The 23,478-nt window shown below is 62.5% G+C and carries 22 protein-coding genes; 15 read left to right on the top strand and 7 right to left on the bottom strand.

Annotation, left to right across the window (positions count from 1 at the left end):
• Window positions 1-42: 42 nt before the first annotated feature.
• Complete coding sequence (locus CLU86_RS00945) at window positions 43-1,278, bottom strand: pyridoxal phosphate-dependent aminotransferase (RefSeq protein WP_099658193.1); 1,236 nt, start codon at window positions 1,276-1,278, stop codon at window positions 43-45.
• A gap of 151 nt (window positions 1,279-1,429) precedes the next feature.
• Between CLU86_RS00945 and CLU86_RS00940 the strand changes: the two genes are divergently transcribed.
• From CLU86_RS00940 to CLU86_RS00925, 4 genes are all read left to right on the top strand, one after another.
• Window positions 1,430-1,804 (top strand): Mth938-like domain-containing protein, encoded by a 375-nt coding sequence (locus CLU86_RS00940; protein WP_099743202.1) that lies wholly within the window; start codon window positions 1,430-1,432, stop codon window positions 1,802-1,804.
• Between the two features lie 190 nt (window positions 1,805-1,994).
• Window positions 1,995-2,480, top strand: a complete 486-nt coding sequence (locus CLU86_RS00935; protein WP_099658192.1) for a peroxiredoxin — start codon at window positions 1,995-1,997, stop codon at window positions 2,478-2,480.
• A gap of 184 nt (window positions 2,481-2,664) precedes the next feature.
• Complete coding sequence (locus tag CLU86_RS00930; RefSeq protein ID WP_099743201.1) at window positions 2,665-4,404, top strand: PhoH family protein; 1,740 nt, start codon at window positions 2,665-2,667, stop codon at window positions 4,402-4,404.
• 2 nt (window positions 4,405-4,406) lie between these two features.
• Window positions 4,407-4,793, top strand: a complete 387-nt coding sequence (locus CLU86_RS00925) for a hypothetical protein (RefSeq protein WP_099740257.1) — start codon at window positions 4,407-4,409, stop codon at window positions 4,791-4,793.
• A gap of 96 nt (window positions 4,794-4,889) precedes the next feature.
• Here CLU86_RS00925 and dnaB read toward each other — a convergent pair whose 3' ends face one another.
• The 5 genes from dnaB to rpsF all read right to left on the bottom strand — a co-directional run bounded on the left by dnaB (window position 4,890) and on the right by rpsF (window position 7,946).
• Entirely contained in the window at window positions 4,890-6,311 is a 1,422-nt protein-coding gene (dnaB, locus tag CLU86_RS00920; RefSeq protein ID WP_099740256.1) for a replicative DNA helicase, read from the bottom strand.
• A gap of 175 nt (window positions 6,312-6,486) precedes the next feature.
• Window positions 6,487-6,939 (bottom strand): 50S ribosomal protein L9, encoded by a 453-nt coding sequence (rplI, locus tag CLU86_RS00915; protein WP_010463838.1) that lies wholly within the window; start codon window positions 6,937-6,939, stop codon window positions 6,487-6,489.
• 12 nt (window positions 6,940-6,951) lie between these two features.
• A complete protein-coding gene (gene rpsR / locus CLU86_RS00910; RefSeq protein ID WP_005795932.1) occupies window positions 6,952-7,233 on the bottom strand; it encodes a 30S ribosomal protein S18 in 282 nt (93 codons plus the stop codon).
• A gap of 17 nt (window positions 7,234-7,250) precedes the next feature.
• On the bottom strand, window positions 7,251-7,541 hold the full coding sequence (priB, locus tag CLU86_RS00905) for a primosomal replication protein N (RefSeq protein ID WP_099740255.1): 291 nt from the start codon (window positions 7,539-7,541) through the stop codon (window positions 7,251-7,253).
• 15 nt (window positions 7,542-7,556) lie between these two features.
• Window positions 7,557-7,946 (bottom strand): 30S ribosomal protein S6, encoded by a 390-nt coding sequence (rpsF, locus tag CLU86_RS00900; protein ID WP_094285575.1) that lies wholly within the window; start codon window positions 7,944-7,946, stop codon window positions 7,557-7,559.
• Between the two features lie 250 nt (window positions 7,947-8,196).
• Between rpsF and grpE the strand changes: the two genes are divergently transcribed.
• The 9 genes from grpE (at window position 8,197) to leuB (ending at window position 18,365) form a co-directional block, all read left to right on the top strand.
• A complete protein-coding gene (gene grpE / locus CLU86_RS00895) occupies window positions 8,197-8,748 on the top strand; it encodes a nucleotide exchange factor GrpE (RefSeq protein WP_099658188.1) in 552 nt (183 codons plus the stop codon).
• 96 nt (window positions 8,749-8,844) lie between these two features.
• Complete coding sequence (gene dnaK / locus CLU86_RS00890; RefSeq protein WP_099740254.1) at window positions 8,845-10,797, top strand: molecular chaperone DnaK; 1,953 nt, start codon at window positions 8,845-8,847, stop codon at window positions 10,795-10,797.
• Window positions 10,798-10,900: 103 nt separating this feature from the next.
• On the top strand, window positions 10,901-12,046 hold the full coding sequence (gene dnaJ / locus CLU86_RS00885) for a molecular chaperone DnaJ (protein WP_099658186.1): 1,146 nt from the start codon (window positions 10,901-10,903) through the stop codon (window positions 12,044-12,046).
• A 178-nt stretch (window positions 12,047-12,224) separates the two neighbouring features.
• The gene (locus CLU86_RS00880; protein ID WP_099658185.1) at window positions 12,225-13,589 is read left to right on the top strand and encodes an MBL fold metallo-hydrolase; all 1,365 of its coding nucleotides are present in this window, start codon (window positions 12,225-12,227) and stop codon (window positions 13,587-13,589) included.
• Window positions 13,590-13,851: 262 nt separating this feature from the next.
• On the top strand, window positions 13,852-14,862 hold the full coding sequence (locus CLU86_RS00875) for a LysR family transcriptional regulator (RefSeq protein ID WP_233194718.1): 1,011 nt from the start codon (window positions 13,852-13,854) through the stop codon (window positions 14,860-14,862).
• A 120-nt stretch (window positions 14,863-14,982) separates the two neighbouring features.
• Window positions 14,983-16,404, top strand: a complete 1,422-nt coding sequence (leuC, locus tag CLU86_RS00870) for a 3-isopropylmalate dehydratase large subunit (protein WP_099659042.1) — start codon at window positions 14,983-14,985, stop codon at window positions 16,402-16,404.
• Between the two features lie 11 nt (window positions 16,405-16,415).
• Window positions 16,416-16,547: an entericidin A/B family lipoprotein gene (locus CLU86_RS00865; protein WP_099658184.1), complete on the top strand. Its 132-nt coding sequence runs from the start codon at window positions 16,416-16,418 to the stop codon at window positions 16,545-16,547.
• 11 nt (window positions 16,548-16,558) lie between these two features.
• Window positions 16,559-17,209 carry a 3-isopropylmalate dehydratase small subunit gene (gene leuD / locus CLU86_RS00860; protein ID WP_099740253.1) on the top strand — a complete coding sequence of 217 codons (651 nt, stop codon included), beginning with the start codon at window positions 16,559-16,561 and terminating at the stop codon, window positions 17,207-17,209.
• 85 nt (window positions 17,210-17,294) lie between these two features.
• Complete coding sequence (gene leuB, locus CLU86_RS00855) at window positions 17,295-18,365, top strand: 3-isopropylmalate dehydrogenase (RefSeq protein WP_099740252.1); 1,071 nt, start codon at window positions 17,295-17,297, stop codon at window positions 18,363-18,365.
• A gap of 59 nt (window positions 18,366-18,424) precedes the next feature.
• Here leuB and CLU86_RS00850 read toward each other — a convergent pair whose 3' ends face one another.
• Window positions 18,425-19,267 (bottom strand): hypothetical protein, encoded by an 843-nt coding sequence (locus CLU86_RS00850; protein WP_143226632.1) that lies wholly within the window; start codon window positions 19,265-19,267, stop codon window positions 18,425-18,427.
• Window positions 19,268-19,536: 269 nt separating this feature from the next.
• Between CLU86_RS00850 and asd the strand changes: the two genes are divergently transcribed.
• Together asd and CLU86_RS00840 are read left to right on the top strand one after the other, a co-directional pair.
• A complete protein-coding gene (asd, locus tag CLU86_RS00845) occupies window positions 19,537-20,667 on the top strand; it encodes an aspartate-semialdehyde dehydrogenase (protein ID WP_099740250.1) in 1,131 nt (376 codons plus the stop codon).
• A gap of 287 nt (window positions 20,668-20,954) precedes the next feature.
• Entirely contained in the window at window positions 20,955-23,474 is a 2,520-nt protein-coding gene (locus tag CLU86_RS00840; RefSeq protein ID WP_099743200.1) for a FimV/HubP family polar landmark protein, read from the top strand.
• The last annotated feature ends 4 nt before the right edge of the window (window positions 23,475-23,478 follow it).

Genomic DNA, 23,478 nt, shown 5'->3' with positions numbered 1-23,478 from the left:
GCGATGCGGCTCCACAGAGAGTCCAGGGGGCGATGCGCCCAATTAGGCCGCCACCACCTGCTGGCGCTTGCGGTACTGCTCCAGGAACTTCGCCACGCGGCCAATGGCTTCGCGCAGGTCGTCTTCGTGGGGCAGGAACACGATGCGGAAGTGGTCTGGCGCCCCCCAGTTGAAGCCCGTGCCCTGCACCAGCATGACCTTGGTTTCTTGCAGCAACTCCAGGAAGAACTGCTGGTCGTCCTGGATGGGGTACACGGCGGGGTCCAGGCGCGGGAACATGTACAGGGCAGCGCGCGGCTTCACACACGTGACCCCCGGGATGGCGGTGATCAGCTCATACGCCAGGTCACGCTGCTTGCGCAAGCGCCCGCCTTCGCACACCAAGTCGTTGATGCTCTGGTAGCCACCCAGCGCAGTCTGGATGGCCCATTGCCCGGGCACGTTGGCACACAGGCGCATGTTCGAGAGCATGTTCAGCCCGTCGATGTAATCTTTGGCGGGCTTCTTGTCGCCCGACACCACCAGCCAGCCCGCGCGGTAGCCACACGAGCGGTAGCTTTTGGACAAGGAGTTGAAGGTGAGGGTGAGCACATCCTCGCTGAGCGAACCCAAAGCGGTGTGCTTTGCGCCGTCGTACAGCACCTTGTCGTACACCTCGTCGGCAAACACCACCAGCCCATGCTCGCGGGCAATGGCCAGAATGCCCAGGAGCAATTCCTCGGAGTACAAGGCCCCCGTAGGGTTGTTGGGGTTGATGACCACAATGCCTTTGGTCCGCGGCGTGACCTTGGCGCGGATGTCGTCCAAATTGGGCATCCAGCCATTGGCCTCGTCGCACAGGTAGTGCACGGGTGTGCCGCCTGACAGGCTGGCCGCAGCCGTCCACAGCGGGTAGTCTGGCGAGGGCAGTAACAGCTCATCACCATCGTCCAGCAATGCGTTGGTGGCCATCACGATCAGCTCGCTGGCGCCATTGCCCAAGTAGATATCGTCGAGCGTGACGCCCTTGATGCCCTGCTTTTGCGTCTCGTGCATCACCGCCTTGCGGGCGGCAAAAATGCCTTTGCTGTCCGAGTAACCTGCCGAATTGGGCAGGTTGCGAATCATGTCTTGCTGGATTTCTTCCGGGGCATCAAAACCAAAAACGGCGAGGTTGCCAATGTTGAGCTTGATGATCTTGTGACCATCCTCCTCCATCTGCTTGGCCGCATCCATGATGGGCCCCCGGATGTCGTAGCACACGTTGGCGAGCTTGGCGGATTTCTTGACGGTTTTCATGGCGGGCGGAAATGGCGTGGGGACAAAGGCCGACCCAGGCACGGCGTGCCTTGGCGAAACCTATAATTTGACCACAGTTCAGCCCACCCACACTGGCCTGAAGCGACGGCCCACCAAGGCCCGGCCCCTCACACAGCGCCCTCAGCACACCATGAAATTCCAACCCGACAAATCCAGTGCCCAGACGATTCACGGCTATGGCCCCGGATGGATTGGCGTGGACGGCACCAAACACACCCAAAGCCTGATCGTGGGCTCCAGCGGCCTGCTGCAAGCCTGGGACTGCGCGCATTTTGAAGCCCTGACCCCGGCACACTTTGAGTACCTGGCGTCGCTGGAAGCCGAGCTGGTCATCTTTGGCAGCGGCGTGCGCAATCGTTTTCCCAACCCCGCTTGGCTGCAACCCCTGATGGCCAAGAGACTGGGACTGGAAACCATGGACACGGCCGCCGCCTGCCGCACCTACAACATTCTGGCGGGCGAAGGGCGCAACGTGGTGGCAGCTCTCATCCTGGAAACCGCATAACGGCCCGCAACCTGAGCGTGCAAATTTCATACATGCTTATGCAGCCATGTACATACATACAGGCCAAGCATTTGGCCTAGTATCATTTTCGGGGTAAAATCGCGGGTTGCGGTCGGGGGCACCACCAAAAGCAATAACACACCCGCTCCCCCGACTTATCAACGACTACATCCTGAGAGATTGAAGTGATATGGCGATCGTTGTCAACAAACCCCTCCCTGAATTTGAAGCCAACGCCACCGGCGGGATCAAGGTGTCCAACACCTCCCACACGGGCCAGATTCTGATTCTGTACTTCTATCCCAAGGACAACACCCCGGGCTGCACCACCGAGGCCATGCAGTTCCGCGACAAGTACAAAGACTTTGCCAAGGCCGGCGCAGCCGTGTTTGGTGTGTCGCGTGACAACATGAAGTCGCACGACGACTTCAAGGAAAAGCTGGAACTCCCCTTTGAGTTGATCGCTGACACCGAAGAAAAAATGTGCCACATGTTCGGCGTGGTCAAAAACAAGATCATGTACGGCAAGAAGGTCAAGGGCATTGAGCGCAGCACCTTCCTGATCGGCCCCGATGGCCTGCTGGTGCAAGAATGGCGTGGCCTGAAAGTGCCGGGCCATGTGGACGAAGTCCTGAAGGCCGTGAAGTCCATCAAAGCACTCAAGAAGGCCGCCTGATCACGGCACCTGTTTGCAACAGCCCCACACCAAGCCGGCGCGTTGATCGCGCCGTCACAAGGAATGGGCATAATGGGTCAATGCCCTTGCACCTTGCAACGACTTCCACCCCATTCAAAAGCCGCCTTGGCCTCCAGGCGGCTTTTTGCTTTTTGAACCCCCTTGTCTGAGGCCTTTGCACACCATGCCCTTGCCACCCGCCCCCAGCCGACGCGCCGCCCTGCTCTCACCAGAGGCCTATGACAACAAAGCCACACCGTCTCGCACCAACACCCGCGCTGCGTCAAGCGAACCAGACGCCGATGAAGCAGGCACCGCAGCCGTAGCCCCCGCTGCGAGCACCGCGCGCGCAAGCACGGCCCGCAGCAAAGCCAGCGCAAGCGCGCCGGTCGTAACAACAGCCGCAGCGACACCCCCCAAGCCAGCGCCCGCCACCCGCCGCAGCGCCCCCAGCAAGGCGGCCACACCCAGTGCGGCGCCGCCCCCCGCGCCAACCGAGGCAGCGCCTCGCGGCAAAAAAGCCCGCACCCAAGGCCCCGCCAAGCTGTTCGTGCTGGACACCAACGTGCTGCTGCACGACCCGACCAGCCTGTTCCGCTTCGAAGAACACGACATCTTCCTGCCGATGATCGTGCTGGAGGAGCTGGATGGCCACAAGAAGGGCATGACCGAAGTGGCCCGCAATGGCCGCCAAGCCAGCCGCACGCTCGATGCGCTGGCGGCAGCCCAGGGCGCCGACATGGCCAAGGGCCTCAAGCTGGACTCCACAGGCCAACGGGCTGCAGGCGGCCACCTGTTCTTCCAGACCGTGCCACTGGACTACAGCCTGCCCACCAGCCTACCCCAGGGCAAGGCAGACAACCAGATCCTGGGCGTGGTGGAAGCTCTGCGCAAGCTGCATGCACCGCGCGAGGTGGTACTGGTCTCCAAAGACATCAACATGCGCGTCAAAGCCCGCGCGCTGGGCCTGACCGCCGAGGACTACCAGAACGACAAGACGCTGGAAGACGGCGACCTGCTGTACGCCGGCGTGCTGGCCCTGCCGCCCGACTTCTGGGCCAAGAGCGGCAAGAATGTGGAAAGCTGGCAAAGCGGTGCCCACACTTACTACCGCATTGGCGGGCCCATCGTGCCGCAGCTGATGATCAATCAGTTCGTGTACTTTGAAGCCCCCGGCGAGCCCAGCCTGTTTGCGCGCGTGAGTGAAATCCGCGAGAAAACAGCGGTATTGCAGACCCTGAAGGACTACGCTTCTGCCAAGAATGCCGTGTGGGGCGTGAGCACGCGCAACCGCGAGCAGAACTACGCCATGAACCTGCTCATGGACCCCGAGATCGACTTCGTGACGCTGACCGGCACCGCCGGCACCGGCAAGACCCTGCTGGCCCTGGCAGCAGGCCTGACCCAGGTGCTGGACGACCGCCGCTACACCGAGATCATCATGACCCGCGCCACCGTGAGCGTGGGCGAGGACATCGGCTTCCTGCCCGGCACGGAAGAAGAGAAGATGGGCCCCTGGATGGGCGCCCTGGATGACAACCTGGAGTTTTTGGCCAAGGGCGATGGCGGCAATGCGGGCGAATGGGGCCGCGCGGCCACCAACGAGCTGATCCGCAGCCGCATAAAGATCAAGAGCATGAACTTCATGCGCGGACGCACCTTCCTGAACAAGTACGTGATCATCGACGAGGCGCAGAACCTGACGCCCAAGCAGATGAAGACACTGATCACCCGCGCAGGCCCCGGCACCAAGATCATCTGCATGGGCAACCTGGCGCAGATCGACACGCCGTACCTCACCGAAGGCTCCTCCGGCCTGACGTATGCGGTGGACCGCTTCAAGGGCTGGCCACACAGCGGGCACATCACGCTGGCGCGTGGTGAACGCTCACGCCTGGCAGACTTTGCCAGCGAGGTGCTCTGACCATGGTGGGCTGGGTCACCGCGCTCAAGCTGGTGCCCTGGGGCGATGTCATTGAGGCAACGCCCCAGATCCTGCAAGCCGCCAAAAAGCTGCTGGGCGCTACCCGCAAGGGCAAAGCGGATGCTACGGCCACAGGCTCCATTGCAGACGCTGGCACCGAGCCCACCTTGCCCACCGATGTACAACTGCGGCACTTGCGGGAACGCGTGCTCCAGTTGGAGCAGGAGCAATTGGACGGGGCCGCGCTGATCCAGTCCCTCGCTCAGCAAAACGCCCAGGTGATACAGGCGGTAGAGGACTTGCGCCAACGCAACCACCGCTTGACCTTGGTTGTCACCGTACTGGCATGCACCTGCATCGGGCTGCTGGTGTGGACGTTCAAGCAGTAGCAACCACCGGCCAGCATACCCCGAGCCCCACGGCCCATTTGCTATAAATTCAATAGCTCCTAGCGCTTACTCCATAAGCGCCAGGAGCTATTTTTATTAGTAATCGTCACCCGAACCCATGGCCAGATTCTCGAAGCGGGTCTGGTTCTTCTGGAAGAACAGCTTCACCGTCCCCGTGGGGCCGTTACGCTGCTTGCCAATGATGACCTCGGCCACGTTCGGCTCCTTGCTGTCCTTGTTGTAGTAGTCGTCGCGGTAGATGAACATGATGATGTCCGCATCCTGCTCAATAGCGCCCGATTCACGCAAGTCAGACATCATGGGGCGCTTGTCGGTGCGCTGCTCCACCGAACGGTTGAGCTGCGACAGCGCAATCACCGGACACTGCAACTCCTTGGCCAGCATCTTCAGACCCCGGGAGATTTCACCCAGCTCCGTGGCCCGGTTGTCGGCACTGCCCGCACCCGAGCCGCTCATGAGCTGCAGGTAGTCGACCACGATCAAGCCCAGCTTGCCGCACTGGCGCGCCAAGCGGCGGGCGTTGGCGCGCAGCTCACCTGGCGTGAGGCCGGGAGTTTCGTCAATGTGCAGTGACACCGTGCGCAGTTTTTCAATCGCCTCGGTCAGGCGCGGCCATTCGTCGTCCGTGAGTTTGCCGGTACGCAAATTGCCCTGGTTCACCCGGCCAATCGAGCCCACGATACGTACCGCCAATTGGGCAGCACCCATTTCCATCGAGAAGATAGCGACAGGCAGGCCTTCGTTGAGCGCCACGTGCTCGGCAATGTTCACCGCAAACGAGGTTTTGCCCATAGATGGGCGCGCTGCCAGCACCACCATGTCACCCGCCTGCAGGCCCGATGTCATGCGGTCCAGGTCGGCAAAACCCGTAGGCACACCGGTCACGTCCACCGGGTTGTCTGCCATTTCCTGCACTCGGTCGAGCAGGTCGATCACCAAGGTGTCGAGCGATTGGAAGCCCTGTTTGGTACGCGAGCCTTCTTCGCCAATGGCGAAGATCTTGGCTTCCGCCTCGTCCAGGATGCGCTCGACCGTTTTGCCCTGCGGATTGAAGGCATTGGTCGAAATTTCGTCGCTGGCCGTGACCAGCTTGCGCAAGATGGCACGCTCGCGCACGATCTCCGCATAGCGGCGGATATTGCTGGCACTGGGCACATACTGCGCCAGGTTGTTCAGGTAAGCCAGCCCGCCCACCTCGTCGGCCTTGCCCAAGCTTTGCAAGTGCTCAAACACCGTGATCACATCAGCAGGCTTGCTGCCATTGATCAGACTGCTGATGGCCGTGAAAATCAGCTGGTGCTCATGGCGGTAAAAATTGCTCTCCGCCAGCAAGTCACCCACACGGTCCCACGCGTTGTTGTCCAGCAGCAAGCCCCCCAGCACACTGGATTCCGCCTCCACCGAATGCGGCGGAATGCGCAGGCGTGCCACCTCGCCGTCCTGGGCACTGGGGGTGGCGAAGCCTTGGTCATCTAGCGGGGGAAAGACAGCGGACATGGGAAAGTTCTCCGAACGAGGCCTGAATGCTACCCCCCGCGCCTGTGAAGCAGGCCAGCAGGGATAAGCCTGTGGGTAATCCGTGGATGACCTGTGGGCCATCCTGTACAACTATTGCAGACCCAATGACAAAAGCCGCCCGAAGGCGGCTTTTTGACGGGTCACCTGAGGTGAATCAGGCAGTTTCGCCGTAGACCGAAACAGTCACTTCCACCACCACGTCGGTGTGCAGAGCAACGTTCACGGTGCTTTCGCTCACGACCTTGATCGGGCCGTTGGGCAGGCGGATCTGGGCCTTAGCGACCTTGTAGCCTTGCTTGTTCAGCTCTTCAGCGATGTCGTGGTTGGTCACAGAACCAAACAGACGGCCGTCCACGCCAGCCTTTTGGGTCAGCTTGACGGTGGTGCCAGCCAGCTTTTCGCCTTGGGCTTGGGCTTCTGCCAGCTTGGCAGCAGCGGCCTTTTCGAGTTCAGCGCGCTTGGCTTCGAACTCAGCCTTGGCGGCTTCCGTGGCGCGGCGGGCGCGGCCAGCGGGGATCAGGAAGTTACGGGCGTAGCCGTCTTTCACCTTGACGATTTCGCCGAGGTTGCCGAGGTTCACAACCTTGTCGAGCAGAATGATTTGCATGGGTTGTGCTCCTTAGATCTTGTGCTGGTCGCTGTAAGGCACCAGGGCCAGGAAGCGAGCGCGCTTGATGGCGGTGTTCAGCTGGCGCTGGAAAATGGCGCGCGTGCCGGTCAGGCGTGCGGGGATGATCTTGCCGTTTTCGGCGATGAAATCGCGCAGCGTGTCGACATCCTTGTAGTCGATTTCTTCAACGCCCGTCACCGTGAAGCGGCAAAAGCGCTTGCGCTTGAACAGCAGGGACTGGGTGTTGCGCTTTGGGCGCTTGTCTTTGTTGAACTTCTTGAACGTGGCCATTGCGGACCCCTTGAAAATTAATTTTGTTGAATATCCTGGATATGCAGCACCGCGTTTTTGCCATTGCGTGGGGTGGCGAGAAATCCAGAGAAAGTCCAGAGACTTCCGATGTTCTGCCGTGCCAGACGCTCTGCCATTGCACCAAAGGCAACAGCTTTCATGGCCGCATTGACTTCGCGTGGATGGCCTGCTTCGGTTTGCTGTGACTCGTGTTCGAGCCGCAGGGTGATGGCAGGCAATCCGGCGGGCGTGTAGCGCAGGGACTCAGCCTCTGCGATACAAGCGGTCAAAACAACGCGGTTCTCCACTCCAACGAGGATGGATCAGCGCTCGCCGCGTTCGCCACCAGCAGCTGCGTATTCAGCTTGGCTGGCTTTGCGGGCTTCTTCGCGCTCAACGGTCTTCATCATGGAAGATGGACCCGTGTCGGCCTTCTTCTTCTGAACCGTCAGGTGGCGCAGCACGGCGTCGTTGAACTTGAACGCGTGTTCCAGTTCAGCCATCACAGCCTGGTCGGCTTCGATGTTCACGCACAGGTAGTGGGCCTTGGCCAGCTTGTTGATCAGGTACGCCAGTTGACGGCGGCCCCAGTCTTCCACGCGGTGCACCTTGCCACCACCAGCGGTGATCATGCCCTTGTAGCGCTCCAGCATGGCTGGAACTTGTTCGCTTTGATCCGGATGGATCAACAAAATGATTTCGTAATGACGCATGCAGACTCCTTTTGGATGACACCACCCGCTGCGTCTAGAAGCGGTGTGGCAAGGCAAAGCCGTAAATTATAACTCGCACTTTGGCGCTTGTACACTTGGCAGGATTTTCACGGGCTTCGGCACCCTGCACTGCGCGTCCAAAATCACGCATTTGCAGCCAAAACGTGGTTTCATCCATGTACCCGACTTGAAATGTGCAAAAGCCGCCCAACCTTCCGCGCGTACTGTTTTTATTCACAAAGACTTCGACATGTCAGACAACAGCCAGCACCACACCACACAAGCCGCCCCATCCCCCGAAGAAGTGGAAGCAGCCATGGCGGCCAACACCTCTGACGAAATGGCGCGCCTGCAAGGCGAGCTGGCCGAGCTCAAGGCCAAGAGTGCCGAGCTGGCCGATCAATTTCTGCGCGCCAAGGCCGAGGCAGAAAATGCCCGCCGCCGTGCCGATGACGAAGTGGCCAAGGCCCGCAAGTTCGGCATTGAAAGCTTTGCCGAAAGCCTGCTGCCCGTGGCCGACAGCCTGGACGCCGCCCTGGCCATCAAGGAGGCAACCCCCCAGCAACTGCGCGAAGGCGCCGACGCCACCCTGCGCCAGCTGACCTCGGCCCTGGAGCGCAACAAGGTGCTGGCCATCAACCCCGCAGCGGGCACCAAGTTTGACCCCCATCAACACCAGGCCATCAGCGTGGTGCCCGCCGACCAGGAAGCCAACACGGTGGTGGCTGTGCTGCAAAAAGGCTATGTGATTGCCGAGCGCGTGCTGCGCCCCGCCCTGGTCACGGTCACGGCGCCCAAGTAAATTTTTCTAGATAAATCGAGAGGGACGACTTGAAGCAACGCAAGTTATCCACAAGTTACTAGCCATCCAAATCATTCCAACATTGCGGAGAAGAACATGGGAAAAATCATCGGTATTGACCTGGGCACGACGAACAGCTGCGTTTCCATCATGGAAGGCAACACCACGCGCGTGATCGAGAACAGCGAAGGTGCGCGCACCACGCCTTCCATCGTGGCGTACCAGGAAGACGGCGAGATCCTCGTCGGCGCCTCGGCCAAGCGCCAGGCCGTGACCAACCCGCGCAACACGCTGTACGCAGTCAAGCGCCTGATTGGCCGCAAGTTCACCGAAAAAGAAGTGCAAAAGGACATCGACCTGATGCCCTACAAGATCGTGGCCGCCGACAACGGCGACGCCTGGATCGAAGTGCGCGGCAACAAGCTGTCGGCCCAACAAGTGTCTGCCGACATCCTGCGCAAGATGAAGAAGACCGCCGAGGACTACCTGGGCGAAGCCGTGACGGAAGCCGTCATCACCGTGCCCGCGTACTTCAACGACGCACAGCGCCAAGCCACCAAGGACGCCGGTCGCATCGCCGGCCTGGACGTCAAGCGCATCATCAACGAGCCCACCGCCGCTGCCCTGGCCTTTGGCCTGGACAAGAGCGAAAAGGGTGACCGCAAGATCGCCGTGTATGACCTGGGCGGCGGCACATTCGACGTGTCCATCATCGAAATCGCCGACGTGGACGGCGAAAAGCAGTTCGAAGTGCTGTCGACCAACGGCGACACCTTCCTGGGCGGCGAAGACTTCGACCAGCGCATCATCGACTTCATCATCAGCGAGTTCAAGAAAGAGCAAGGCGTAGACCTGTCCAAGGACGTCCTGGCCCTGCAACGCCTGAAGGAAGCCGCTGAAAAGGCCAAGATCGAGCTGTCGAACTCGGCCTCCACCGACATCAACCTGCCCTACATCACGGCAGACGCCTCGGGCCCCAAGCACTTGAACATCAAGCTCACCCGCGCCAAGCTGGAACAGCTGGTGGAAGAGCTGATCGAGCGCACCATCGCCCCTTGCCGCGTGGCCATCAAGGACGCTGGCGTGTCGGTGTCCGACATCCACGACGTGATCCTGGTCGGCGGCATGACCCGCATGCCCAAGGTGCAAGAGAAGGTCAAGGAATTCTTCGGCAAGGACCCCCGCAAGGACGTGAACCCTGACGAAGCCGTGGCCGTGGGCGCTGCGATCCAGGGCCAAGTGCTGTCGGGCGACCGCAAGGACGTGCTGCTGCTGGACGTGACCCCCCTGTCCCTGGGCATCGAGACCCTGGGCGGCGTCATGACCAAGATGATCACCAAGAACACGACCATTCCGACGAAGTTCGCACAGACCTTCTCGACGGCCGACGACAACCAGCCTGCCGTGACCATCAAGGTGTTCCAGGGAGAACGCGAAATGGCATCGGGCAACAAGCTGCTGGGTGAGTTCAACCTCGAAGGCATCCCACCAGCAGCCCGTGGCACGCCACAGATCGAAGTGTCGTTCGACATCGACGCCAACGGCATCTTGCACGTGGGCGCCAAGGACAAGGGCACCGGCAAGGAAAACAAGATCACCATCAAGGCCAACTCCGGTCTGTCGGAAGAAGAAATCCAGCAAATGGTGAAAGATGCCGAGCTGAACGCCGCCGACGACAAGAAGAAGCTGGAACTGGTGCAAGCCAAGAACCAGGGCGAGGCCGCCGTGCACAGCGTGAACAAGAGCCTGGCCGAGCATGGCGACAAGCTCGACGCTGCTGAAAAAGAGGCCATCACCACCGCTGTGAAGGCGCTGGAAGAGGTCTTAAAGGGCGAAGACAAGGCCTCGATCGACGAGAAGACCACGGCGCTGATGGCCGCCAGCCAGAAGCTGGGCGAGAAGATGTACGCCGAGTCGCAGGCAGCCCAGGCGGCCCAGGCCGCAGGCGGTGCTGACGGTGCGGGTGCATCTGCCTCGGCGTCTTCGGCCAAGCCTGCAGACGACGACAACGTGGTCGATGCCGAGGTGAAGGAAGTCAAGAAGGGCTGAACGCCTCCCCGCTGACCCCAGCCGCCGCGCGGGGCCCGAAGAGCCTGACAAACAGGTTCTAAGGCTTGCGCGGCGTTCCTGTTCCAACCGGGCCAAGAGCACCATGTCGAAAAGAGACTTTTACGAAATCCTGGGCGTTGCCAAAAACGCCTCGGACGAAGAAATCAAGAAGGCTTATCGCAAGCTGGCGATGAAGCACCACCCCGACCGCAACCAGGGTGATGCCGCCAAGCCTGCCGAAGAGAAATTCAAGGAGGCCAAAGAGGCCTACGAGATGCTCTCTGACCCGCAAAAGCGCGCCGCCTACGACCAGTACGGCCACGCAGGCGTGGACCCCAACATGCGCGGCCCCGGCGGCGCGGGCGCTGAGGGGTTTGGCGGCTTTGCCGAGGCCTTTGGCGACATCTTTGGCGACATGTTCGGCCAGCAAGGCGGACGTGGGCGCGGGGCTGGTGGGCGCCAGGTGTACCGTGGCGGCGACCTCAGCTACGCCATGGAGATCACACTGGAAGAAGCCGCACGTGGCAAGGATGCGCAGATTCGCATTCCCTCCTGGGACTCTTGCGACACCTGCCACGGCAGTGGCGCCAAGCCCGGCACCAGTGCCAAGACCTGCGGCACCTGCCAGGGCTCTGGCACCGTGCAGATGCGCCAGGGCTTCTTCAGCGTGCAGCAAACCTGCCCGCACTGCCGCGGCACGGGCAAGATCATTCCTGAGCCTTGCACGGCCTGCCACGGCCAGGGCAAGATCAAGAAGCAAAAGACGCTGGAAGTAAAGATTCCTGCGGGCATCGACGACGGCATGCGCATCCGCAGCACCGGCAACGGCGAGCCAGGCACCAACGGCGGCCCACCGGGTGACCTGTACATCGAAATCCGCATCAAGAAGCACGACATCTTCGAGCGCGACGGCGACGACCTGCACTGCCAAGTGCCGGTGAGCTTCATCACCGCTGCGCTGGGCGGCGAGATCGAAGTGCCCACCCTGCAAGGCAAGGCCGCCATCGACATCCCCGAAGGCACGCAAGCGGGCAAGCAGTTCCGCCTGCGCGGCAAGGGCGTCAAGGGCGTGCGCTCTAGCTACCCCGGCGACCTGTATTGCCACATTGCCGTCGAGACACCGGTGAAGCTGACCGAGCACCAACGCAAGCTGCTGCGCGAGCTGGAAGATTCGCTGAAAAAGGGCGGTGGCCGCCACTCCCCCAGCGGCGAGAGCTGGACGGACCGGTTGAAGAATTTCTTCAGCTGACCCCCGCACCGGCATGCCCTTGGGCGTGCCCCACCCTGAAGCGACCGCGCCCTGTGCCCGGTCGCTTTTTTCATGCACGGCGCTGTCTTCTTGATGCGCATCAAGCAAGCCCATGCACGACAGGCTGGCAGCCCACGACAGGCCTACCATGGGGGCTCTGCAGCAATGGGGGACACACATGGGCGTGAACATCACCTTCCTGGGCGGCTCGGGCACCGTCACCGGCTCCAAATACCTGGTGCGCCACAACGGCAAAAGCCTGCTGATCGATTGCGGGCTGTTCCAGGGCTACAAGCAGCTGCGGCTGCGCAACTGGCAGCCCTTGCCGCTGGAGCCGGGGCAGATCGACGCCGTGGTGCTCACCCACGCCCACCTGGACCACAGCGGCTACCTGCCGCTGCTCACACGCGATGGCTTTCGCGGCAACGTGCACGCCACCCCAGGCACCCGCGACCTGTGCGCCATCCTGCTGCCCGACAGCGGGCACCTGCAGGAGGAAGACGCCGCCTTTTTGAACCGCCACAACCTCAGCAGCCACGCGCCCGCCCTGCCGCTGTACACGCGGCTCGACGCATTGCACAGCCTCAAGCAGTTCAAGCCGCACCCGCTGCACCACCGCTTTGAGCCCCTGCCAGGCTGGCACGCCACCTTCTCCAACGCCGGGCACATCCTGGGCGCGGCCAGTGTGCTGCTGGAGGTGGGCGGGCGGCGCATTCTGTTCTCGGGCGACCTGGGGCGGCCCGACGACATGCTGATGAACCCGCCCGATGCCCCGCCCGCTGCCGATACGGTGCTGATCGAATCCACCTACGGCGACCGGGAGCACCCTGCCGAAGACCTGCTCAGCGAGCTGGGCCCTGCGTTGGCACGCCTGGCCGCACGCGGGGGCGTGGCGGTGGTGCCGGTGTTTGCCGTGGGCCGGGCGCAGGTGGTACTACATGCAATTGGCTTGCTCAAGGCACAGGGCGTCATCCCACCCTCGCTCAAGGTGTTTTTGGACAGCCCCATGGCCGTGAGCACCACGGGCCTGTACCAACACCACCTGGGCGAGCACCGCCTCAATGCCCGCGAGGTGAATGCGCTGGAGCATGGCGCGACCATGGTGCAAACACCCGAGCAATCCAAAGGCCTGGCGCGGCTGCACGGCCCCAGGGTCATCCTGGCGGCCAGCGGCATGGCCACGGGCGGGCGCGTGCTGCACCACCTGGCCCTGCACGCGGGCGACCACCGCAACATGGTCATCCTGACCGGGCACCAGGCCCCTGGCACGCGCGGTGCACGGCTGGCAGATGGAGAAAAATCCGTCCGCATCCACGGCCAGGACGTGGCGGTGCGCGCCGAGGTGGTCAAGCTCAGCTCGGCATCGGCGCACGCCGATGGCAACCAGCTCATCGCCTGGCTGCGCAGCATGGAGCACGCCCCGGAGCAGGTGTTTGTGGTGCACGGCGAAATGGGTGCGGCCGACCACCTGCGCCAGCGCATTGCGCACGAACTGCGCTGGTCCGCCCAGGTGCCGGAACATGGCAGCAGCGTGAGCCTCTGAGCACGCGGTGTACGCTGCGCACAGCGGCACATCAAAAAGATGAGCGGCTAGCGCTTTATTCATATGGTTTTAAAAGGTATTTCATATTGAAACCCAATGAATACAAGCGCTAGCCGCTATTGTTTTTGAAAGCCGTGCCTCCGAGAGGCGCTTCAAGCGATGCAATTCATCGCATTCAACGATGGCGTGGTTTGAAAAATGGGTAGAAAATGCAGAGTCTTCGCAAAACAAGAAGACTTAAAGCCTTCTAAGCCCCCACAAGATGAAAAGCTCCGAGCGCAGCTTTGCGCGCCGCATTGACCTCACATCGCTGCAATTGTTTGTGGCGGTGTGTGAGCTGGGCAGCATCGGCCGCGCGGCCGAGCGCGAATTCATCGCCGCATCGGCCGTGAGCAAGCGCTTGTCCGACCTGGAGGCCGCCGTGGACACCGCCCTGCTCTACCGCCACAGCCGTGGCGTGACCCTGACCCCCGCGGGCGAAAGCCTGCTGCACCATGCCCGCACCGTGCTGTTTGGGCTGGAGCGCATGCAGGGCGAGCTGAGCGAATACGCCGAAGGCGTGCGCGGCCATGTGCGCATGCACGCCAACATCTCGGCCATCTTCCAGTTTCTGCCCGAAGACCTGGGCGCCTTTGCCCGCGAGCACAGCCAGATCAAGATCGACCTGCAGGAGCACCTGAGCAGCGACGTGCTGCACGCGGTGCAAGAAGGTGCCGCCGACCTGGGCATCTGCAACGTGGGCCAGGGCAGCGGTGGCGTGCAAGAGCTGCCCAGCCGCCCCTATCGCTGCGACCGTTTGGTGCTGGTTGTGCCCACAGGGCACGAATTAGCTGCGCTAGGCGCTATTGATTTTGAAGCAGTCCTGGACTGGGACATTGTGGGCCTGCACGCCAACAGCAGCATCAGCCTGGCCATGCGCGCCGCCGCTGCTGCTGCCGCGCGCCCGCTGCGCCAGCGCATCCAGGTCACGGGGCTCGATGCCATGTGCCGCATGATCGACAACGGCCTGGGCGTGGGCCTGCTGCCCGACCGAGCCTTTGCGCTGATGCGCGGGGTGGGCCGCCTGCAAGCCATTCCGCTAACCGACGACTGGGCCCACCGCGAACTGCGCGTGGTGGCCCGCGACTTTGACGCGCTGCCCGTCACGGCCCGCCTGCTGGTCGAGCACCTCACGGCCCCGCACCAAGCCCAACACGAAGCCCCGAGACACACCACGACACCAGCCCCGGCGCAGCCCGCCGAGGCCTCGCCCGAATCGGCACCGCAGCACTGACATGACTGACGCAAAACAGGACCCCGGCAGGAGGCGCGCCCACAGCAAAGGCCGTTGCTGCATCCCAAGTTGCGCAAGTCCTCACTAAAATCATTGACCCACCTGAAAGAAGACCAAGCCATGGGACGCACCCTCTACGACAAGATCTGGGACGAACACGTTGTCCACACCGAGGAAGACGGCACGTCCATCCTCTACATCGACCGCCATCTGGTGCATGAAGTCACCAGCCCCCAGGCCTTTGAAGGCCTGCGCGAAGCCGGCCGCAAGGTGTGGCGCACCAGCTCCATCGTGGCCACGGCCGACCACAACACGCCCACCACCGGCTGGGAGCAAGGCTACGACGGCATCACCGATCCGATCAGCAAAGAGCAGATCACCACGCTGAACGACAACATGGCGCAGATCACACCCGCTGCGTTCTTCCCCTTCATGCACAAGCGCCAAGGCATCGTGCACGTGATCGGCCCCGAAAACGGCGCCACCCTGCCCGGCATGACCGTGGTGTGCGGCGACAGCCACACCAGCACGCACGGCGCATTTGGCGCATTGGCCCACGGCATCGGCACGTCCGAGGTCGAGCATGTGATGGCCACGCAAACCCTCTTGGCCAAGAAGGCCAAGAACATGCTGGTGCAGGTCGATGGCACGCTGGCCAAGGGCGTGACGCCCAAGGACGTGGTGCTGGCCATCATCGGCAAGATCGGCACTGCGGGCGGCACGGGCTACACCATTGAATTTGCAGGCTCCGTCTTCCGCGCCATGAGCATGGAAGGCCGCATGACCGTGTGCAACATGGCCATCGAAGGCGGCGCACGCGCCGGCTTGGTGGCGGTGGACGACAAGACCATCGAATACGTCAAGGGCCGCCCCCTGTCCCCCACCGGCGTGGAATGGGACCAGGCCGTGGCGTACTGGAAGACGCTGCATTCGGACGCCGACGCGAAGTTCGACACCGTGGTCAAGCTCGACGCTGCCGACATCCAGCCGCAAGTGACCTGGGGCACCTCGCCCGAAATGGTGCTGGGCATTGACGCCCGCGTGCCCGACCCGGACAAGGAAAAGGACGCCAACAAGCGCGGCGCCATCGAGCGTGCCCTGACCTACATGGGCCTGCAGCCCGGCAAGGCGATCAACGACATCACCATCGACAAAGTGTTCATCGGCAGCTGCACCAACAGCCGCATCGAAGACATGCGCGAAGCCGCCGCCGTGGTGAAAAGCCTGGGCCGCAAGGTGGCCAGCAATGTGAAGCTGGCCATGGTGGTACCCGGCTCAGGCCTCGTCAAAGAGCAGGCCGAGCGCGAAGGCCTGGACCAGATCTTCAAGGCCGCAGGCTTTGAATGGCGCGAACCCGGCTGCAGCATGTGCCTGGCCATGAACGCCGACCGCCTGGAGCCGGGCGAGCGCTGCGCATCCACCAGCAACCGCAACTTTGAAGGCCGCCAGGGCGCTGGTGGCCGGACCCATCTCGTCAGCCCCGCCATGGCAGCAGCCGCCGCCGTGCACGGTCATTTTGTGGACATTCGCCAATTCGCCTGAAGGAGCTCGCCATGAAGAAAATTGCCGCAACCCTCATCGCACTGTCTGCCGCCTTGCTGCTGGTCGGGTGCAACACCGTCAAGGGCGTAGGCCAGGACGTTCAACGGGCAGGGGGCGCACTCGAACGCGCCGCCAACAAATAAACAAGGCACCCATGCAGAAATTCACCTTGCTCAAGGGCCTTGTGGCCCCCATGGACCGCGAGAACGTCGATACCGACGCCATCATTCCCAAGCAGTTCCTCAAGTCGATCAAGAAGACCGGCTTTGGCGTGAACCTGTTTGACGAGTGGCGCTACCTGGACCACGGCGAGCCCGGCCAAGACCCCGCCAGCCGCAAGCCCAACCCCGACTTTGTGCTGAACCAGCCGCGCTACGCAGGCGCCTCGGTACTGCTGGCACGCAAGAACTTTGGCTGCGGCTCCAGCCGCGAGCACGCGCCGTGGGCGCTGGACCAGTACGGTTTTCGTGCCGTCATTGCGCCCAGCTTTGCCGACATCTTCTTCAACAACTGCTTCAAGAACGGCCTGCTGCCCATCGTGCTGCCCGAGGCCACGGTGGTCCAGTTGTTTGACGAAGTGCACGCCTTCCCCGGCTACCAGCTCACCATCGACCTAGAGCGCCAAGTCATCGTGCGCCCCCAGGGCGAAGAGATTCCGTTCGAGGTGCAGGCCTTCCGCAAGTACTGCCTGCTCAACGGCTTTGACGACATCGGCCTCACCCTGCGCCAGTCCGACAAGATTCGCGCCTTTGAAGCCCAACGCCTGGCCACCAAGCCCTGGCTTGCGCACTCGATGGTCTCCTGATTCAGATTTCAAGCAATCAAGCAAAAATGGCCTCTAGCGCTTATCTGATAAGCGCTGGCAGCTATCAAAAGTAAAGCACCAGACAATGAAAATCGCAGTTCTGCCGGGTGACGGCATCGGTACCGAAATCGTGGCCGAGGCCGTCAAGGTTCTCAAGGCACTCGACCTGAAGTTCGAAATGGAATCCGCCCTGGTCGGCGGCGCCGCCTACGAGGCCCATGGCCACCCGCTGCCCGAGTCCACCCTCAAGCTCGCCAAGGAAGCCAACGCCATCCTGTTCGGCGCCGTGGGCGACTGGAAGTACGACAAGCTAGACCGCCCCCTGCGCCCCGAACAAGCCATCCTGGGCTTGCGCAAAAACCTGGGCCTGTTTGCCAACTTCCGCCCGGCCATCTGCTACGAGCAACTGGTGGGCGCGTCGAGCCTCAAGCCCGAACTGATCGCGGGCCTGGACATCCTCATCATCCGCGAGCTGACTGGCGACATCTACTTCGGCCAGCCGCGCGGCCGCCGCGTGGCCACCGATGGCCACTTCCCCGGTGCCGAAGAAGCCTTCGACACCATGCGCTACAGCCGCCCCGAGATCGAGCGCATCGCCCACGTCGCCTTCCAGGCCGCGCGCAAGCGCAACAAGAAGGTCACCAGCGTGGACAAGGCCAACGTGCTGGAAACCTTCCAGTTCTGGAAGGACGTGGTCACCGACGTGCACAAGGAATACCCCGACGTCGAGCTGCAGCACATGTACGTGGACAACGCAGCCATGCAACTGGTCAAGGCGCCCAAGGCGTTTGACGTGGTGGTGACCGGCAACATGTTCGGCGACATCTTGAGCGACGAAGCATCCATGCTGACGGGCTCCATCGGCATGCTGCCCTCGGCCAGCCTGAACAGCAGCAACCAGGGCCTGTACGAGCCCAGCCACGGCAGCGCCCCCGACATCGCTGGCAAGGGCGTGGCCAACCCGCTGGCCACTATCCTCTCGGCCGCGATGATGCTGCGCTTCAGCCTGAACCAGGAAGCCGCCGCCCAGCGCATCGAAGCCGCCGTGCAAAAGGTGCTGGCCCAGGGCCTGCGCACGCCCGACATCTACAGCGAAGGCACCACCAAGGTGGGCACGGCGCAAATGGGGGATGCGGTGGTGAAGGCGCTGGGGTGAACCCGCCACTGATGCGAATAAATAAGGGGCCACACGGCCCCTTTTTTCTTTGCATCACATCAACACGGCACCACCTCGACGGCACTGCCCGCTGCGTCCAGAACGAGACGGAGCACCTCCGTCGTTACGCGGGCCTTGTTCAGCACCACATCACCCAGCAAGGCAAACGCCCCTCCCAGGTAGGCCAGATAGCCCCACCCCACAAAGTCATTGAACACCAGGGTGTGCAGCCAATCCTGGTTGAAGAGGTACAGATACCCCGTCACAAGCGCCGCCGCCAGCAGCAGCGTGGCTGAAGGCAGCAGATGCAGCCCCGCCCGGGGCTTGAGCAGCACGGCCGCTACCAGGAGCGCAAACACTAGCGCGTTGGTGCCTGTGAAGATGCGGAACTCGCGCACGACCTGGCGGGCGGTTTCCATGTACTTGGTGCGGATGAGTACTGCAAGCTTTTCGCGAATGACGGATGCGTTCGCCACCTCACCCTCCAGCCCACCGCGAATCCCGAATTCAACCTTCTTGCGGCATTCGCAATCAAGGTCCACCATCTCGGCGATCACCCTCGAAAGCTGCTCAGGAAGCTGTTGCGCCAGCGCCCTCTGGGCTTGCGCAATTCGCTCGGACTGTCCGCGCGCCAACACCTGTGCTTGGCCCAGCAAAAAGCTTTCATCGAGCGCGTCGATCTTTTCCCGCACCCGCTTTTCCACCTCTTGGCGGATGACCTGCTTGGCCACCTGCTCGACAAGATTTGGGGAGGCAAACGACACCACAAATGCCAACGAGAAGAACATGCAACCCAGCGCACCCAGCGCCATCGCTAGTCGGCGTACGAACATCATGCAATCCTCTCCTCCCCACAACAATGCGGGCATCCTGGACGCACCGTACTGCAGCGCAGCCCACACGGGCCATGAAAGTGCGAATTTTTCCCGCATTTCATGACTCTCCGCCACATGCCGCTACAATCCACACCCATGTTTGCCGCCCGCCCGTTCGTCCTGAACACCGCTACTGCCGCCCTGGCAGGCGTGGCTGTGCGCGCAATCACCACCAAAACCACGACCATTATTAAGGGCTGATCCAGCTCCGGTACCGTCGTGCGCCCTCCCTGGCCAGACGAGCCGGGGCAAACAGTCTGGTCTGGCACTGTTTCTTAATCTGAAAGGGCGTTGAAATGAGCAAGTTGGTAGGTTTGGTCGGCTGGCGCGGCATGGTCGGCTCGGTGTTGATGGACCGCATGATCGAAGAAAAAGACTTCGATCTGATTGAGCCATTGTTCTTCTCCACGTCCAATGCAGGCGGCAAAGCCCCCGCGCAGGCCAAGAACGAGACCACACTGCAAGACGCATTCAACATCGACGCCTTGAAGCGCTGCGACATCATCATCACAGCGCAAGGCGGCGACTACACCACCGAAGTCTTCCCCAAGCTGCGCGCCGCAGGCTGGAACGGCCATTGGATCGATGCTGCTTCGACCCTGCGCATGGAAAAAGACGCGGTCATCATCCTGGACCCCGTCAACATGCCCGTCATCAAGGACGCGCTGGCCCACGGCGGCAAGAACTGGGTGGGCGGCAACTGCACCGTGAGCTGCATGCTGATGGGCGTGGGCGCGCTGTACAAGGCCGGGCTGGTCGAGTGGATGAGCACCCAGACCTACCAGGCGGCATCGGGCGGCGGCGCGCAGCACATGCGCGAATTGCTCACCCAATACGGCACGCTGAATGCCGAAGTGAAATCCCTGCTCGACGACCCCAAGAGCGCCATCCTGGAAATCGACCGCAAGGTCATCGCCAAGCAGCGCGCACTGACCGGCGCCGAAACCGCCAACTTTGGCGTGCCTCTGGGCGGCTCGCTGATCCCCTGGATCGACAAGGACCTGGGCAATGGCCAATCCAAGGAAGAGTGGAAGGGTATGGCCGAAACCAACAAGATCCTTGGACTGGGCGAGGGCTTCAGCTCTGCAGCCATTCCCGTGGACGGCTTCTGCGTGCGCGTGGGCGCCATGCGCTGCCACAGCCAGGCCCTGACCTTCAAGCTCAAGAAGGATGTGCCCGTAGCCGACCTCGAAGCCATGATCGCCGCCGACAACGAGTGGGTGAAGGTGGTGCCCAACACCCGCGAAGCCACCATCAAGGACCTGACCCCCGTGGCCGTGACGGGCACCATGACCATCCCGGTGGGCCGCATCCGCAAGCTGGCGATGGGCCCTGAATATGTGGGCGCCTTCACCATTGGCGACCAATTGCTGTGGGGCGCTGCCGAGCCATTGCGCCGCATGCTGCGCATTTTGCTGGCCGCCTGATCCGGCTGCCGCACCGCAGGCGCGCAAAACTTCGGTTTTGCGCGCTTTTTTCATAAATGGGCGGGAAACAACCAGTTACGTCACGTTGCCGTTTGGCAACATGTTTTTGCACCAATTTGGGGCGCAATGCGGCGGACCAAAGCTTCGGCACCACCTCAGCTTGTCAGTGCAAAACATTGCTGCTATGGTGCTTTTTACATATTTTCACGCGCCGGGGCGGGAACCAGATCATGAGAAAAACAGCACCGCTCGACCGAGCCGCAAAACCTAATCAGTTGATGGCAAACATGCATCGTTGGAAATTTTCAGCTTTAGCGGCCGCGGCCGTGGTCTCTGCCGGTTTTTACACCAGCGAAGCATCTGCTCTGGCTTTGGGCCGCATCACAGTCCAATCGGCGCTGGGCGAGCCCCTGCGTGCAGAAATTGACGTGCCGCAAATCACCCCGGCCGAAGCCGAAACCCTGCGCACTTCCACGGCATCGCCTGAAGTGTTTCGCTCACAGGGCATGGAGTTCACCCCCCTGATGAACGCCTTGCAGGTGCAGCTGCAACGCCGCGCCGATGGCAGCGCCGTGCTGCGCGTCACCAGCGATCGCCCCGTCAACGAGCCCTTTGTCGATTTGGTGCTGGACACCACCTGGGGCACAGGCAAGATCGTTCGCAGCTACACCATGCTGTTTGACCCGCCAGCACTGCGCCGCGCTGCGCCCACCGTGACGGCATCGCCCCAAGTGGCTGCACAGGCCGCAAGCCCTGCACCAGCCTCTCGCGCTACACCTGCTGCTGCTGCTGCGCCTGCCACACCCCGTGCAGCACCGGCACCCCGCCCTGCAGCGGCGCCCGCCTCTGGCGATGGCGTTACCGTCAAGGCCGGCGACACCGCTGGCCGCATCGCCAACGCCCACCGCCCCGCAGATGTGTCGCTCGACCAGATGCTGGTCGCCATGATGCGCACCAACCCCGATGCCTTCATCCAAGGCAACGTGAACCGCGTGCGCGCCGGTGCCGTGCTGCAAATGCCTGATGAGGCCACCGTCAAATCGGTGCCTACCAGCGAAGCACGCCAAATTCTGTCGGCCCAAAGCCGCGACTTCAACACCTTCCGCCGCAAGCTGGCAGACTCCGCACCGAGCACCACCGTGGCCTCGGCAGAACGCTCTGCCAGCGGCAAGGTGCAGGCACAGGTCGAAGACCGCAAGCCCGCCACCGCCGCCCCAGACAAGCTGACCATCTCCAAGGGCTCGCTCAAAGGCCAGAAGGCCGCAGAAGACCAATTGGCCAAGGACAAGCAAGCCAGCGAGGCCAACGCCCGCATGGCCGAGCTGTCGAAGAACATCAGCGACCTGAACAAGGTCAGTGCAGCGTCGGCGGCCGGAGCAGCCCCCGCAGCGGCTGCGCCCGCCAGTGCCCCCGCCGCCATCAAGGTCGAGGCGCCCAGCGTTCCAGCCACGCCCACCGCACCCGAAGCCCCTGCATCAGCGCCCGCAGTGCCTGCGGAAGCCGCCAGCGTGCCTGCTGAAGCAGCCTCTGCAGCGTCGGATGCTGCATCGGCACCAGTTGCGCAAGCGTCTGCCCCCGTGGCACCCAAGCCCGTACCGGTTCCACCACCACCCATTGAAGAACCCAGCTTCTTCTCGGGTCTGTTCGACGACCCCATGATCCCATTGGCCGGTGGCGGCCTGCTGGCCTTGCTGGCTGGCTTTGGGGTGTACCGGGTCGTGCAGCGCCGCCGCAATGCCGACGGAGTGGACAGCTCCTTCCTCGAAAGCCGCATCCAGCCCGATTCGTTCTTCGGTGCCAGCGGTGGCCAGCGCATTGACACGGCCAACAGCGAGATGACCACGGGTGGCTCGTCCATGGCCTACTCGCCCAGCCAGCTGGATGCGGGTGGCGATGTCGACCCCGTGGCCGAAGCCGACGTCTACTTGGCCTATGGCCGCGACCTGCAGGCCGAAGAAATCCTGAAAGAAGCCGTTCGCCACAACCCCGCCCGCGTCTCGGTGCATGTGAAGCTAGGCGAAATCTACGCCAAGCGCCAAGACCGCAAGGCCCTGGAAGCTGTGGCAGGTGATGTGTTCAAACTCACCCAAGGCGAAGGCCCTGACTGGGCACGCATTGCCGACCTGGGCCGCACACTGGACCCTGAAAACCCGTTGTACCAACCCGGCGGCCGCCCAGGCGGTAGCGCAGACCAGGCTCCTGCGGGCGTCTTTGCCTCGACCATGCCTGGTGCCGTGGGCGCAGCGGGTGCGGCCTTGCCTTCTGACCTGGACTTGGACCTGGACCTGGACCTGCCCGATGACGCACTGACCGATGCGCCTGCAGCCGGAGGCTTTGCGGCTGCCGCGGCAGCCTCGGGCCTGGCGCCTGATTTGGCCCTGCCCAACTTGGACGACGAACCCGAGACCGCCCGCGCGCCCATGGCCGAAGCGGCCCACACGTTGAACTCGGTGGACGACTTGACCATGCTGCCGTCGGCGCTGACCCCGCTGTCCGCCAGTGCACCTGATGCCAACGCTCTGGAGTTCGATCTGGGTGACCTGTCTCTGGACCTCACGGCCCCAGCACAGCCCGCCGCTCCTGTGGTCAGCGAAGAAATCATCACTGCGTCGGCCCCCATGGACGACGACGATGATGGCGAAGCTGCTGCCCACGACGATCCGCTGGCCACCAAACTGGCCTTGGCAGAAGAGTTCAACGCCATCGGCGACACCGACGGTGCCCGCACATTGATTGAGGAAGTCGTGGCGGAAGCCACGGGCGCGCTCAAAACCCGTGCCCAGCGTTTGCTCGCTGAATTGGGCTGATGCA

The organism is Acidovorax sp. 62 (assembly GCF_002754495.1).
In the GTDB taxonomy this organism is placed as follows: domain Bacteria; phylum Pseudomonadota; class Gammaproteobacteria; order Burkholderiales; family Burkholderiaceae_C; genus Acidovorax.
Note: the sequence above shows the minus strand (reverse complement) of the source record. Positions and strands in the feature narration are given on the sequence as shown.

Bases quoted from the DNA above. Each gene is read 5' to 3' on its own strand.
- CLU86_RS00945 (WP_099658193.1), bottom strand. From the start codon at position 1,278: ATGAAAACCGTCAAGAAATCCGCCAAGCTCGCCAACGTGTGCTACGAC.
- CLU86_RS00940 (WP_099743202.1), top strand. From the start codon at position 1,430: ATGAAATTCCAACCCGACAAATCCAGTGCCCAGACGATTCACGGCTAT.
- CLU86_RS00935 (WP_099658192.1), top strand. From the start codon at position 1,995: ATGGCGATCGTTGTCAACAAACCCCTCCCTGAATTTGAAGCCAACGCC.
- CLU86_RS00930 (WP_099743201.1), top strand. From the start codon at position 2,665: ATGCCCTTGCCACCCGCCCCCAGCCGACGCGCCGCCCTGCTCTCACCA.
- CLU86_RS00925 (WP_099740257.1), top strand. From the start codon at position 4,407: ATGGTGGGCTGGGTCACCGCGCTCAAGCTGGTGCCCTGGGGCGATGTC.
- dnaB (WP_099740256.1), bottom strand. From the start codon at position 6,311: ATGTCCGCTGTCTTTCCCCCGCTAGATGACCAAGGCTTCGCCACCCCC.
- rplI (WP_010463838.1), bottom strand. From the start codon at position 6,939: ATGCAAATCATTCTGCTCGACAAGGTTGTGAACCTCGGCAACCTCGGC.
- rpsR (WP_005795932.1), bottom strand. From the start codon at position 7,233: ATGGCCACGTTCAAGAAGTTCAACAAAGACAAGCGCCCAAAGCGCAAC.
- rpsF (WP_094285575.1), bottom strand. From the start codon at position 7,946: ATGCGTCATTACGAAATCATTTTGTTGATCCATCCGGATCAAAGCGAA.
- grpE (WP_099658188.1), top strand. From the start codon at position 8,197: ATGTCAGACAACAGCCAGCACCACACCACACAAGCCGCCCCATCCCCC.
- dnaK (WP_099740254.1), top strand. From the start codon at position 8,845: ATGGGAAAAATCATCGGTATTGACCTGGGCACGACGAACAGCTGCGTT.
- dnaJ (WP_099658186.1), top strand. From the start codon at position 10,901: ATGTCGAAAAGAGACTTTTACGAAATCCTGGGCGTTGCCAAAAACGCC.
- CLU86_RS00880 (WP_099658185.1), top strand. From the start codon at position 12,225: ATGGGCGTGAACATCACCTTCCTGGGCGGCTCGGGCACCGTCACCGGC.
- CLU86_RS00875 (WP_233194718.1), top strand. From the start codon at position 13,852: ATGAAAAGCTCCGAGCGCAGCTTTGCGCGCCGCATTGACCTCACATCG.
- leuC (WP_099659042.1), top strand. From the start codon at position 14,983: ATGGGACGCACCCTCTACGACAAGATCTGGGACGAACACGTTGTCCAC.
- CLU86_RS00865 (WP_099658184.1), top strand. From the start codon at position 16,416: ATGAAGAAAATTGCCGCAACCCTCATCGCACTGTCTGCCGCCTTGCTG.
- leuD (WP_099740253.1), top strand. From the start codon at position 16,559: ATGCAGAAATTCACCTTGCTCAAGGGCCTTGTGGCCCCCATGGACCGC.
- leuB (WP_099740252.1), top strand. From the start codon at position 17,295: ATGAAAATCGCAGTTCTGCCGGGTGACGGCATCGGTACCGAAATCGTG.
- asd (WP_099740250.1), top strand. From the start codon at position 19,537: ATGAGCAAGTTGGTAGGTTTGGTCGGCTGGCGCGGCATGGTCGGCTCG.
- CLU86_RS00840 (WP_099743200.1), top strand. From the start codon at position 20,955: ATGCATCGTTGGAAATTTTCAGCTTTAGCGGCCGCGGCCGTGGTCTCT.